This window comes from Parasphingorhabdus flavimaris (assembly GCF_013371215.1).
Lineage (GTDB): Bacteria > Pseudomonadota > Alphaproteobacteria > Sphingomonadales > Sphingomonadaceae > Parasphingorhabdus > Parasphingorhabdus flavimaris.
The window spans coordinates 321,992-335,343 of record NZ_JABWMH010000001.1 but is presented as its reverse complement, the minus strand read 5'-3'; the positions used below and the strand labels follow the sequence as shown (position 1 = coordinate 335,343).

The window sequence follows — 13,352 nt, the reverse complement described above, 5'->3', positions numbered from 1 at the left end:
TATTCCGCTGAAATGCGGTCACGCTAATACTGCCCGCTGGCCGGAAAGCGTGATGGGCGCTTAGACAGGTTTCAGCTTTGTCCGGATCGGGGATCGTCTGCACGATCCGAAAATTCGGTTATCACGGCCAACACCCCCCACACGGTTAGCGTCGGTAAAACGCGCTCGGGGAAATCGATGATACCGCCGCTGCTGTCGCTTTCAGCATACCAGGCTGCCAGCAATACTCCCGTCAGCATGACGCTGTTCCAGATTCTTCTATGGGTATAGGTCACGAGGAGGATGCTGCTCACCAGCGCCGAAATGATGATCAGCAGAATCACATAGTCATCCATCGGGATTTCGGTGATATTGCCCAGGCTGACACCGATAATCGCGCCAAAGAAAATGTTCAGCGCGTTGATCGTCGCTTCATATTCGCGCTGGGTCAGTCTAAACGGATTTCCGATTTTCAACAATTTCCCTAGCATCATCCATTCTCGAGTTTTGCCCATTGACTAGCAAATCATTCATGCTTTCCAAACTTCTTTCTCGCCAATGGCGTATTATTGTGGCAACACAGCTTGCATATGCTTGAGCGCACCCCTGATTCTTCTGGCAAACGGCGCTGGTTCTGGCCGTTGCGAAGCAAGCCAAAGGCCGACACGGTATTTTACGAGCCTTATGGCGATGCCATCCCGCCACGGATCGACGAGCCGATTGCGCCGCTCAAAAAGCCGCGCGGCAAATGGTGGTGGTTCAGTCGCGGAGCAGCCGCAGCCCTGTTCGTCTTCATCCTGCTGGTCGCCTATCTGGCGATCACCGCGCCTCTGTCCAAATCCCTGCAACCGATTGTACCGCCGCAAATCACGCTGCTGACAACCGACGGCCAGCCGTTCGCGCGCAACGGTGCGGTGGTCGATGATCCCGTCGAGGTCGCGAAACTGCCCGACCATGTGACGGAAGCCTTCATGGCGATCGAGGACCGGCGCTTCTATTCGCACTGGGGCATCGATCCGCGGGGGCTGGCGCGGGCGCTGTGGAGCAACATGTCTGGCAGCGGGATGATGCAGGGCGGCAGTACGATCACCCAGCAGCTCGCGAAAACAACATTTCTCACCCCCGAACGCAGCCTGACCCGCAAGGCGCGCGAGATGCTGATCTCCTTCTGGCTCGAGGCATGGCTGACCAAGGACGAGATATTCGAGCGCTATCTTTCCAACGTCTATTTCGGCGACAATGTCTACGGATTGCGCGCTGCATCGCTCCATTATTATTATCGTCAGCCGGAAAATCTTGATCTGGAACAGGCAATCATGCTCGCAGGCCTGGTGCAAGCGCCGTCCCGCCTCGCGCCGACCCGCAACCCCGATCTGGCAGCAAAACGCGCCAGGCTCGTCAAATCCGCGATGGTCAATGCCGGTTATCTGACGCAGGATGAAGCCGATAGACTGGGCACGCCGCGGCTCGATGTCCGGGCCAAAAACGCCCTGCCCACCGGCACCTATTTTGCCGACTGGGCGATGCCGCAAGCGCGGGCATTGACCGATCTGAGCTATGAAAGCCTGACCCTGACCACCACGCTCGATTCGCGGCTGCAGGAAATTGCCCGCCGCGCCATCGCCAGCGCGCCGCTCGGCCAGGCCCAGGTCGCTCTGGTGGCGATGCGACCGGACGGCGAAATCGTCGCGATGATCGGCGGCAGGGACTATGCAAAGTCGGCCTTCAACCGCGTCACCCAGGCAAAACGGCAGCCCGGCTCTACCTTCAAGCTGTTCGTCTGGCTGGCCGCGCTGCGTTCGGGAATGGACCCGGACGACAAGGTCGACGACAGCCCGATTACCAAAGGCGGCTATCTGCCCAAAAACGCCGGCGAGAGATATCGCGGCGAGATCAGTCTGAAAGACGCGTTCGCTCGGTCCAGCAATGTCGCGGCGGTGCGCCTGTTCGGGCAAGTGGGCGACCGGGCGGTGATCCGCGAGGCCCGCAATCTGGGGATCAAGTCGCCGCTGGCCGAGGATGACCCCAGCCTGGCGCTCGGCACCTCGACGATGACCCTGATGGAACTGACCGCCGCTTATGCCGGAGTGGCAGGAAACCGATGGCCGGTCGAACCTTATGCTTTCAAGAAAGACGAACAGACCTGGGCCGAATGGCTGTTCGACTGGCCCGGACGCTACAAGGCCGACACCCATGCCGATATGGAAAAGCTGCTGCGGTCTGCGGTCAACGAGGGCACCGGACGGCGGGCGATGCTGTCGATACCCAATTTTGGCAAGACCGGCACCAGCCAGAACAACCGCGACGCCCTGTTTGTCGGCTATGCCGGCGACGGTGACGACCGGCTGGTGGTCGGTGTCTGGATCGGCAATGATGACAATACACCGCTGAAGGGCATCAGCGGCGGCAGCACGCCAGCACGGATATGGAAAGACTTCATGCAGCAGGCGGTGCAGGCCAGGAAGCCTGCCAGCAGCAGGAAACCGGTTGTCAGGCCTGACCCTGAAGGTCCGGTCGTTCCACTCGATCTGCCGGAGATTCCCGATATTCCTGTGAACGTGGGGGACACCGAAGTCAGGATCAACGGCGATTCCGGGGTGCGGGTCGGGACGGAAATCGGCGGCGTACCGGTTGATTTGAGAATTGACGGCGACGGCGTGGCGATCGAACGGCGGCGGGAGGAGAATCCGGCGGAAGCCGATCGCTGAGCCGATTGCCGCTCCTGACAATAAAGCTGAAAATTAGCCCTATGAATCCCCTGCCCTTTCCGCTTAAAGCTGTCGGCTTCTATGGCTGATCGTTCCAAACTTGATGACCTGAAAGACGTGCTCGGCGGCACGGCCCGCGCGATTGCGCAAGTACCGGATGTCGAGCTCGCCTATACCGCCGAAGCGCCGTCGCAGGCGGGCGAACATCTCAAGGTGCCGATGCCGGCGCGCGACCTGCCACCCGCCCAAGTTGCCGAAGCGCGGGGATTCGCCGACAGTTTCTCACTGAAATTGCGGCACCACAACGAAGCCCTCCATCGCAAGAATGCACCACAGGAAGCGATCGCCCGCGCCTGTTTCGATGCACTCGAGCAGGTTCGTACCGACGCGCTGGGTTCGCGGGTGATGGCCGGAGCAAAGAGCAATCTGAACGCAGCGCTCGAAATGCGGATGCGCTCCGACCCGATTGCACGGGCCCAGAATCGCGATGAAGTCCCGATTTCCACGGCTCTTGCCCTGCTGGCCCGCGAAAAACTGACCGGACAGGCCCCGCCGCAAGGCACGATAAAGGGCCTCGACATGCTGCGCGAGTGGATCGAGGAAAGCGCAGGCGCCGATCTCGACGGACTCAACCTGACACTCGACGACCAGAATAGTTTCGCCAAATTGTCGACGCAGTTGCTTCAGCATCTCGACCTCATCAAAAGCGACGAACAGTCCGAAGCGGAAGACAGCGACGACGACGAGAGCGACGAAGACAACGACGACAGCACCGATGACGGCGCCGAAGAAGAAGCAACCGGCGATCAGGGCGAGTCCGAAATGCGTTCGGAGCCATCGGACGATGATAGCCAGGACGGCGAAAGCGACCAGAATGCCGAGGAGCTGGAAGAAGGCGCCGAGGAAGAAATGGGAGATGCCGGCGACGAGGGCATGATGCCCGTCCGCCCCAACAGAGCGATGTCCGACCTGCCCCCCGGCTTCAACTATGCGCCGTGGACCGAAAAATATGACGAGGTCGTCAGCGCCACCGAGCTTTGCGACGAGGAGGAACTGACCCGGCTTCGCATGTTCCTCGACCAGCAACTGACCAATTTGCAGGGCGCGGTGACCAAGCTTGCCAATCGCCTGCAACGCCGCCTGATGGCGCAGCAGAACCGCAGCTGGGATTTCGATCAGGAAGAAGGCATGCTCGATGCCGCCCGCCTCGCCCGCGTCGTCAGCAATCCCTCGCACAGCCTGTCCTACAAGATCGAGCGCGAGACCGATTTCCGCGACACGGTCGTGACCCTGCTGATCGACAACAGCGGATCGATGCGCGGCCGGCCGATTTCGATCGCTGCCATATCCGCAGACATCATGGCGCGCACGCTCGAGCGCTGCGGCGTCAAAACCGAGATTCTCGGTTTCACCACCCGCGCCTGGAAGGGTGGCCAAACCCGCGAAGACTGGCTCGCTGCGGATCGCCCGATCAATCCCGGACGGCTCAACGACCTGCGCCACATCGTCTACAAGAAAGCCGACGAGCCCTGGCGCCACGCCCGGAAAAATCTCGGCCTGATGATGCGCGAAGGCCTGCTCAAGGAAAATATCGATGGCGAGGCCCTGCTCTGGGCCCACAGCCGGCTGATCGCCCGCCCCGAAGAACGCCGCATCCTGATGGTGATTTCCGATGGTGCGCCGGTCGACGACAGCACCTTGTCCGTCAACCACGGCGCCTATCTGGAAAACCACCTGCGCAAGGTGATCGAATGGATCGAAAGCCGCTCGCCGGTGCAACTGGTCGCGATCGGCATCGGCCATGACGTGACCCGCTATTACAAGAAAGCCGTAACGATCATGGACGCCGAGCAACTCGGCGGCACAATGGTCGAGCAGCTGGCCGGATTATTTGATGAGGATTGAGTGAATGAACGTAACCGAAGCCGTCACCTCCCGCCGCTCCGTACGCCAGTTTCTCGACAAACCGGTCGACAAGGCCGTCCTCGAAAAAATCCTCACCACCGCTCAGCGCTCCCCCTCCGGCGGCAACACACAGCCCTGGAGCGCGGTGGTCGTCGGTGGCGATGCGCTCAAGGACATTACCGCGAAGATCAAGGAAAAGGCCAAGGCCGCGCCGATGGGCGAAGGCATGGAATATGCGATCTACCCCAAGGATATCGACGGCCGCTATGAAGAACAGCGCCGCGCGGTCGGCAAGGGCATGTTCGACGCCGTCGGCCTGGAACGCGGCGATTCTGCCGGACGCATCGCGCAAATGGCAAAAAACTGGGACAGCTTCGGCGCTCCGGTGCAATTGTTCACCTATACAAAAAAATATATGGGTCCGCCGCAATGGTCGGACATGGGCATGTGGCTGCAAACCGTGATGCTGCTGCTGCGCGAAGAGGGCCTCGACAGTTGCTCGCAGGAAATCTGGGCAATGTACGGAACCTATATGCGCGAATTGCTCGGCATTGATGACGACCATATCTTCTTTTGCGGAATGGCCATCGGCTATCGCGATTCGGATGCCCCGATCAACAATTTCGAGGTCCCCCGGGTCGCCCTTGGCGACGCAATAGGGTTTCGCGGCTTTTAACCAGCGAAGCTTTTGATTTTCGGGATATTTCCTGAAAAAACGTCCCGCATTGTGACAATAATCACCTAATCAGCGCGGAAAGTCGATAAATTCCTATCCGAGACTCGAATTCGGCCGCTAACTGTTGTAGCCACAAGATTATTCTGGGTCGCAATCGTCATTGCCGGAGTCTGAGGGGGCTCCGCAATATATTACAATTGTGGGAGAATATCGTGCGCCGGACAGGGATTAGCACATTGACATTGGCACTGGGTTTGCTTGCAAGCCCGACGACCGCCTCTGCGCAAGGCACGCCGGTTTCATTACGCGACAGCTTCCCCATCGGAAGCAGCGAAGGCATCTTGTGCCAGGTGCAGGACCGCAGCATCGAAAACAAGGCAAAAGCCGATATGTTCGATCGCAGCTGGGCCGTGGTTTGCCGCGACAGCGCGAGACCGGTCGGCTTTGTCTATTCATCCCGATCATCCGAGCAGAATCTGCTCGACCGCATCACCCTGCATCGCAGCGAACCCGTGACCTGCGAGGCCGATGCGGCCCCTGCGCCCGTCGGAGCCTTCCGTCACACCGCATGCCATCTTGCGGCGGAACCGGTCGCCTATTCGGTGTTTCGGGGCCAGCAGGACGGTTCCTCCTTTGTAGCGGAAGGTCTGGCCGCCTACGACAGTGCGACACTGCTAGCCCTCAAATCGATATTGCAGGATTCGATTGCCGACGGCAAAATCGATGTCGCCTCGACATCGGTCGAAGACCCCTTCGCCTTTGCCCGGGTCCAGGCCGCAACGCTCAAGCCCGATCAGGCCCTGGCGGAAGGCTATCGCCGCAACCTCAGCGGCGACTATGCGGAAGCCGCAGCCTTTTTCGAGACTCTGCAACAGCGGACATCGGGGATGGAAGGGGAAGACATCAACCCCGACGAATATCTGATCAACCGGGCCCTGCAGAAATCCAATCTCGGTGAATTTGCCGAAGCGGACAATTTGTTCGAACAAGCGAGGGACCGCGAAGGCAGCGACCCTGTGACCGAACGGTTGCAGCGGAATTTCGAGGCGATCCATTTGCTCAATCAGGGCCGGTTCGATGCGGCGATCGAACGGATCAATCTCCCGCTGCAAAACAGGCTGGTCGAACAGATCGGAATGACCGAGAGTCTGGAAATCACCGCCCCGATTTCCTCCCGGATCAATGGCAGTGTGCGAACCCGCAGCTTGCTCGGTTTTGTCGACGAACTGAAATTGAGCGAACAGGAACGCGCCGAGATCATCGATGCCCAGGCGTTGCAACTTCTGGGCACCGCCCAGAGAATCAACGGCGACCGCCAGGCAGCGCGCAATGCACTGGTCTCCGCCTATAATCGCGCCATCGCGGTTCGCGATGGCCGCGTCACGTCGATCACCCGCCTGAGAGCCCAGACGCTGTCCGAACTGGCCTTGATTGCCGAAGCCGATGGCCAATCGGGCGAAGCGGAACAATTGCTCCGCGACAGCCTCGATCTGCTGACCATCCAATATCCGGAAACGCGCGCGGTCAATGGTGCCAAGGCACGGCTCGCGGCCTTCCTGCTGCGGCGCGGAAATGAGAGCGAGGCCCGCCGCCTGTATGACGAGGTGATAGACAGCTCTCTGGGCAAAAGAAGCGCGATTTCCGGCATGGCCAACCAGCTTGCGCCTTATTTCAAGCTTCTGGCCGCCGATCAAACGGCAACAGAGCAGTTTTTCAAGGCCTCTCAGATATTGGTTCGTCCGGGTGTCGCCGAAACCCAGGCCGTTCTCTCGCGCGAGCTGAGCGGGGGTACCGATGATGCCGCACGCCTGTTCCGCCAGTCGACCAACCTGGCGCGAAGCATCGAGCGATTGCGGATGCGTTTCTCGGCCTTGGGCAAATTGGAACAATCCGCTTCGGTCAGCATGCAGGCCAATGATCTTGCAGCCGAAATCGAAGAACTGGAAAGAAGCCAGCAGCTGACGCAGGTCAGGCTTGCCGAATATCCGCAATATCGTGCGGTAGCCGACCGTTTTCTCGGCCTCGACGAGTTGCGCGCCAATATGCAGCCTGGCGAAGCCTATATGCGCATGGCGATCGTCAGCGGCGACATTTTCATCTTCTATACCGATCGGACAGAAGCAACGACCTATCGGGTGCCGCTTGACGAAGACATGCTCGACCGGAAAGTCGACACGATCCGCGATTCAATATCGGTTTTCGAAAATGGACAATATGTCACCTATGCCTTCGACATCGAGGCAGCGCGGGCTTTATATTCCAGTCTATTCGGACCGGTTTCGGACCGGCTTGCAGCCACGCAGCATCTGATATTTGAACCCGACGGGGCAATGCTCCGCTTGCCGATCAACCTGCTGGTTGCAGATGACGCGTCGGTCGAGCGCTATCTTGCCCGAACCCAGGAACTCGATTCCGATTTCTTCGACTTTACCGGAGTGAATTGGCTGGGCCGCGACCTCGATATCAGCACCGCGGTATCGGCGAGAGCCTTTACCGATGCCCGGCAGGCTCCCCAAAGCACCGCGTCCATGCAATATCTGGGACTCGGCAGAAATGAACCGATATTGGCCAGCACCAAAATAGCCGGTATTCGCGGTGCCGTTCAGGGCGTGAATGACCGATGCCAATGGCCGCTGAACCAGTGGAACAGCCCGATATCCGACAGCGAGCTCAAAGAAGCACAGTCCCAGGTCGGCGCGGGAACTTCCGAAATCATTACCGGCCCTGCCTTCACCGACACCGATATTCTGGCGAAGGATAATATCAGCGATTTTCGAATCCTGCATTTTGCAACCCACGGGCTGGTCACCGCGCCGAGTCCGTCCTGTCCGGCCAAGCCTGCGCTGTTGACCTCCTTTGGCGAGAGCGGTTCGGACGGCCTTCTGGCCTTTGACGAAATTTTCGATCTCAAACTGGATGCCGATATCGTCATTCTGTCCGCCTGCGATACAGCGGGCAAGGCGAGCATAGCGACGACCCGCGCAGCCGGTGTCAGCAGCGGCGGCGGCACCGCGCTGGATGGCCTGGTCCGCTCCTTCATCGGCGCGGGCGGACGTTCGGTATTGGCCAGCCACTGGCCTGCTCCGGACGATTTCCGCGCAACGGAACGGCTGATAAACGGATTGTTCAGCGATGGGCGGGGCCGGTCGATCACTGGAGCGCTGAGAAATTCCCAACTGGAATTGATGAACGATCCGCTGACATCGCATCCTTATTACTGGTCGGGCTTCGCCTTGATCGGTGACGGCGCCCGGTCGTTCCTGCCCGACAATAAGGATGCGACCGCCCGAACCGACGCGGCTTCCGCTGCAACCAAAGCCGCTCTGAAATAATGGCAGCTGCTCCCTTGCCAGCAGACCCGGCCAAAAATGACCGCGATGTAAAAGAGGGCGCCAAGGGCGTGATGCAGTCTCTGCGCCGCCTGTTCGATCAACTCGGTCCGATCCGTCTCGGATCGACCATCCTGTTCATGGTTCTCGCCGTGATGGTTGCGCGCTACGCATGGACGACACCGCTGATCCAGGAAGCCGAGCGTGCGCTCTATGACCTGCGCGCTTCGGTGTTTGCGCCGGAGGTCGAAAAAGACGAGAATATCGTCATGGTCGTATATAATGAGGACACGCTCAAGCTGACCGGACAGCGCTCCCCGGTTGACCGGACGATCCTTGCCCAGGCGCTCGAAACGATCGACGCCGCCGGCCCCGAATCAATCGGCATAGATATATTGTTCACGATGCCGCAGGATGACGATGACCTGCTGCTCTCGGCGTTCAAGACCATGGAAACGCCGACCTTTCTGGCTTATGCCGATCCCAGGGAAAATCCCGAAATCGCCTTTGCGGAACATGAGTTTCTGCAACAGTTTTTCGAAGAAGCCCGCACCGAGAACGTGAAGCCGACGAATATCAAGCTCGAGACCGACAGCGACGGCGTCCAGCGCCGCTGGACACCGCACCGGCCGGGCGCACCGCCGTTCATGGCCATCGCGCTCACCGCACCCAACCCGAAATTTGCCGCCAATGACGGCGCAATCCGCTATCATGTACCGGCAGCAACCGATGTTCCGGTGTTCGACAAATTTCCGATCGAGAATTTTGCCGACCCGGAAATTGCCGAGATGCTGAGCTCTTTCATCGCCGGCAAACATGTGCTGATCGGCGGCGACTTCATCGATCGTGACCGGTTTGAAACCCCGGTGGGCGGCCTCGCCGATATCAGAGGCGATGATGGCAAGATGATCGGGCTCGAAGTCCATGCCCATATGCTCGCGCAGTTGATCAATGACGACCTGCCCGTCCCTGTTCCGCCATGGACCCTGTGGGTTGGCGCGCTGATCGTCGCGATTTGCGGGGGCCTGTCCGCTCTCATTATCGGCAATGCCCTGAAGGTCGGCCTGGTGCTGATCGGCCAGTTTGCATTTTTTCTGATATTTCCGTTCGTGTTGCAGAATATTGGTGTCGACACGCTTTCCTTGCCGGCCTTTGGCTGGGGCGTCGGCTGGCTGCTCGGCTATGCCTCGGTCGGTTCGGCCGCGCGGACAATAAATTCCAAACAGCGCGCCTTTGCGCAGAGTGCGCTTGGCAAATATCTGCCCAAATCCATCGCCACCGAAATCCTCAAGGACCCCGAAAAACTCTCGTTGCATGGCGAGAAGCGCAAGATATTCGCGGTATTTACCGATCTCGAAGGCTTTACCAAGCTGACCCATGCGATCGAACCGGAAATGGTCGCGACCCTGCTCAATGATTATCTCGACCGGCTAAGCGAAGTGGCGCTGGAATATGGCGGCACCATCGACAAATTTGTCGGCGATGCACTGGTCACCTTCTGGGGCGCTCCCATTGCTTATCCCGATGACGGCGAACGGGCAGCCAGAGCGGCTTATGCGCTCTACCTTGCGGGCGAGGAGTTTCGCCGCAATGTTCCGGAAGGCGTGCCAGCGATCGGCCGGACCCGCGTTGGCATGCATTATGGGGATGCCATCGTCGGCAATTTCGGCGGTGAGGGCCGCATCCAGTATACCGCTCTCGGCGACGCTATGAACACTGCGGCCCGGCTGGAAGCGGCCAACAAGGCTCTCGACACAAAAATATTGCTCAGCCGTGAGGCGATGGAACGCACCGGCCTCGACTGGTTCCGTCCGATGGGACGGATCACGCTGCGCGGCCGGTCGACACCGGTCGAGGTTTTCGAACCGGTACCCGACTGGCAAGATGACCAGCGTGCAAAAGTGACCGCGGTCATAGCAGCCCATGAAATAGGTGATAGTAGTTCGATTCAGGCACTGGGTGCCATGACGAAAACATATGGCGAGGATCTGGGTCTCGCCAATTTGCTTCGAAGATTGAAAAAGACCAAAAATGGAGAAAGCTATGCACTTGGATAAATTTGATCCGGCAAAATCCGGAAGAACCCTTCCCCGCCTTGCGAAAGCCGCTCTTGGTACAATTTTGCTGTTCGGAGTTGGCAGCGTCGCGATGGCCCAGAATATGGTCATGCGCTCGACCGGTCCTTCGGCGAGCAGCTATCCGGCGGGCAAGAAAATGGCGAATGATGCCAAGATTTCGCTGAAGGCCCAGGATCAGGTGACGATCCTGACCAAGTCCGGGACCCGCGTTCTCAAGGGTCCGGGAACCTTTTCCCTGGCGAAGGGGGGCGGATCTGCCTCAACCGCGTCGCGCCGGCTGTCGAGTTTCATCAGCAATCGCGGCAGCAGCCGGGCAAGAACCGGAGCGGTTCGCGCTGCAGGGGCCGCTGCGGTCGAAACGCCGCACAACCCAAATCTTTGGTTTCTTGACGTAACCAAGGGCGGAAAATTCTGCGTCGCCGACGCCGACGCACTGGTTGTCTGGCGCCCCGATTATACCGGATCGGCAACCGCTTCGATCGTCGAGCCGGAAAACGGCAATGTCACCGAAATTGCCTGGAGAAAAGGCAGCGCGCTGAAGGCGTGGCCGAAAGATGTTCTTCCGGTAACCGACGGCGCAAGCTTTCGCCTGCTCGGTTCGAATGTGCCGCAATCTGTCGAGGTGAATTTCGTGGTGCTGCAAAATCAGCCGACCGACCTTGACGACGCGGCGTCGATGCTGATCGAAAACGGATGTTCCGGCCAGCTGGATCTGCTGGTCGACACGCTCAATCTGAACAATGACGAGTCTGCTGACCAGGGCTAGACAATGATGAATATCTGTCGTCCGGGATGAGCGCTGGACGGCAGAAAAGATATAGGATGGTTCGTCAGGTCAGCTGGAAACCATCACAGGACGGGGGAATATATGTCGCTTGCGCGAACGACGATTCGAACAACTTCTTTGGCAGCGAGCCTTGCTATGGTTTCAACAAGCCTGCCGGCCTGGGGACAGTCGTCTGTTGCTGCGCCGACAAGGGAAGAAATCCAGCGCGGCGTCATTGACGAAGCGCTCAAGGGGCAGGCCCAGATATTGGCGGTCGATGGCGACGTCGAACGATCCGCCTGCCCGCTCGCCGGACCGGAATTTTCCGACCTGCGGTTCACGCTGAAGAACGTCGAATTCACCGGACTGATCTCGGTCGATGCCGCTTCGCTCAACGCATCCTATGCCGATTATGTCGGACAGGAAGTGCCGGTATCGGTGGTCTGCGATATCCGTGACCGCGCAGCGACGATTTTGCGCAGCGAAGGCTATCTGGCGGCCGTGCAGGTCCCGCCGCAAACCATTGATCAGGGCAATGTGCGTTTCGATGTGCTGATGGCCCGGATGACCTCTGTCCAGGTCCGCGGCGATGCCGGACCATCCGAAGGCCTGTTGCAGAAATATATCGAAAAGCTTGCCGCGCAGCCGGTTTTCAACATCAATACCGCCGACCGCTATCTGTTGCTCGCGCGCGACATTCCCGGTCTCGATGTACGGCTTTCGCTCCGCCCGGTATCGGCTGAATCCGGCGGCCAGCCCGGCGAAGTGGTCGGCGAATTCAACGTAATCCGCACGCCGGTCTATGCCGACGTCAATATCCAGAATTTCGGGTCCGAGGCGGTCGGGCGTTTTGGCGGACTGGCGAGGGTCCGTTTCAACGGGCTCACCGGGATGGGCGATGAAACAACCATCAGCGGCTATTCGACGTCGGACTTCAAGGAGCAACAGGTCCTGCAGGCCAGCCACGAATTCCGCGTCGGCGGCGAAGGGCTGAAACTGGGCGGCAATTTCACTTATGCATGGACCAGGCCGGAACTTCCCGGCGGCTTGATTGTCGATTCCGAGACCATGGTCGCCGGCCCCTATGCCGCCTATCCGTTCGTCAGGAAGCAGTCGCGCAATATATTCGGAACCGTGGGCCTCGATTTTGTCAATCAGCGCACCGACGTTCTGGGCGTTCGCACCAACGAAGACAGGCTGAGCATCGCTTATGCCCGGCTCGACTTCAACCAGATCGAGCAAGGCAGTATTTCGGGCCGCGGCGGATATTCCGCATATGAACCCAAATGGGGCATGGGCGGTTCGCTCGAAATCCGTCAGGGGCTGGACATTTTGGGCGCCAGCCAGGGCTGCGGCCCGGCGTTCGTCAACTGTATCGGCCAGACGGTCTTTCCGACCCGCGCCGACGGCGATCCGACCGCCTTTGTCGTCCGGGGCCAGGCCAAGATCGACTTTCGCCCGACCCCGCTACTGGCTTTCACGCTGAAGCCGCGCCTGCAATATTCGCCGGACGCGCTTTTCTCCTACGAAGAAATGTCCGGCGGCAATTACACCACGGGCCGGGGCTATGACCCCGGGTCGATCATCGGCGACAGCGGCTATGGGCTGCAGACCGAGGTCAGCTACGGCTCCCTGTTGCCCGATTCACCTGGAGGCATCGCGGTTCAGCCCTATTTGTTTTTCGATCTGATGGGCGTCTGGAACAAGAATATTCCCGGCGATCCGCAAAAACTCTATTCCGCCGGTGGCGGCTTCCGCATGACGATTGGCCAGCAGGCCAGTCTCGACATGACAGCGGTCGTTCCGCTGAAACGGGCCGCATTCCAGACCCGCCGCGACAGCGCCCGGGCCTTGCTGACGTTGAGCATCCAGCTTGCTCCGTGGAGGCGCAGATGATGACCGTAATTTTTG

The 13,352-nt window shown here is 59.4% G+C and carries 8 protein-coding genes; 7 read left to right on the top strand and 1 reads right to left on the bottom strand.

Translation table 11 applies throughout. From position 1 onward, the window contains the following. Positions 1-71: 71 nt before the first annotated feature. Entirely contained in the window at positions 72-455 is a 384-nt protein-coding gene (locus tag HUO14_RS01545) for a hypothetical protein (RefSeq protein WP_176278122.1), read from the bottom strand. 114 nt (positions 456-569) lie between these two features. Between HUO14_RS01545 and HUO14_RS01540 the strand changes: the two genes are divergently transcribed. The 7 genes from HUO14_RS01540 (at position 570) to HUO14_RS01510 (ending at position 13,337) form a co-directional block, all read left to right on the top strand. Continuing rightward, positions 570-2,687, top strand: a complete 2,118-nt coding sequence (locus tag HUO14_RS01540; protein ID WP_176278121.1) for a transglycosylase domain-containing protein — start codon at positions 570-572, stop codon at positions 2,685-2,687. 81 nt (positions 2,688-2,768) lie between these two features. Continuing rightward, complete coding sequence (gene cobT / locus HUO14_RS01535) at positions 2,769-4,592, top strand: cobaltochelatase subunit CobT (protein ID WP_176278120.1); 1,824 nt, start codon at positions 2,769-2,771, stop codon at positions 4,590-4,592. A gap of 4 nt (positions 4,593-4,596) precedes the next feature. After that, positions 4,597-5,268, top strand: a complete 672-nt coding sequence (locus tag HUO14_RS01530) for a nitroreductase (RefSeq protein ID WP_176278119.1) — start codon at positions 4,597-4,599, stop codon at positions 5,266-5,268. 236 nt (positions 5,269-5,504) lie between these two features. Beyond that, the gene (locus HUO14_RS01525; RefSeq protein WP_176278118.1) at positions 5,505-8,600 is read left to right on the top strand and encodes a CHAT domain-containing protein; all 3,096 of its coding nucleotides are present in this window, start codon (positions 5,505-5,507) and stop codon (positions 8,598-8,600) included. Continuing rightward, positions 8,600-10,654, top strand: a complete 2,055-nt coding sequence (locus HUO14_RS01520) for an adenylate/guanylate cyclase domain-containing protein (RefSeq protein ID WP_246255140.1) — start codon at positions 8,600-8,602, stop codon at positions 10,652-10,654. The genes HUO14_RS01525 and HUO14_RS01520 overlap by 1 nt, the downstream gene beginning before the upstream one ends. After that, positions 10,641-11,441 carry a hypothetical protein gene (locus tag HUO14_RS01515; protein WP_176278117.1) on the top strand — a complete coding sequence of 267 codons (801 nt, stop codon included), beginning with the start codon at positions 10,641-10,643 and terminating at the stop codon, positions 11,439-11,441. Before HUO14_RS01520 ends, HUO14_RS01515 begins: the two co-directional genes overlap by 14 nt. A gap of 156 nt (positions 11,442-11,597) precedes the next feature. After that, positions 11,598-13,337 carry a ShlB/FhaC/HecB family hemolysin secretion/activation protein gene (locus tag HUO14_RS01510; RefSeq protein ID WP_246255138.1) on the top strand — a complete coding sequence of 580 codons (1,740 nt, stop codon included), beginning with the start codon at positions 11,598-11,600 and terminating at the stop codon, positions 13,335-13,337. Positions 13,338-13,352 lie beyond the last annotated feature (15 nt).

What these genes read in the sequence shown, in the direction of transcription:
- HUO14_RS01540 (WP_176278121.1), top strand. Translation starts at nt 570, where the DNA reads ATGCTTGAGCGCACCCCTGATTCTTCTGGCAAACGGCGCTGGTTCTGG.
- cobT (WP_176278120.1), top strand. Translation starts at nt 2,769, where the DNA reads ATGGCTGATCGTTCCAAACTTGATGACCTGAAAGACGTGCTCGGCGGC.
- HUO14_RS01530 (WP_176278119.1), top strand. Translation starts at nt 4,597, where the DNA reads ATGAACGTAACCGAAGCCGTCACCTCCCGCCGCTCCGTACGCCAGTTT.
- HUO14_RS01520 (WP_246255140.1), top strand. Translation starts at nt 8,600, where the DNA reads ATGGCAGCTGCTCCCTTGCCAGCAGACCCGGCCAAAAATGACCGCGAT.
- HUO14_RS01515 (WP_176278117.1), top strand. Translation starts at nt 10,641, where the DNA reads ATGCACTTGGATAAATTTGATCCGGCAAAATCCGGAAGAACCCTTCCC.
- HUO14_RS01510 (WP_246255138.1), top strand. Translation starts at nt 11,598, where the DNA reads ATGGTTTCAACAAGCCTGCCGGCCTGGGGACAGTCGTCTGTTGCTGCG.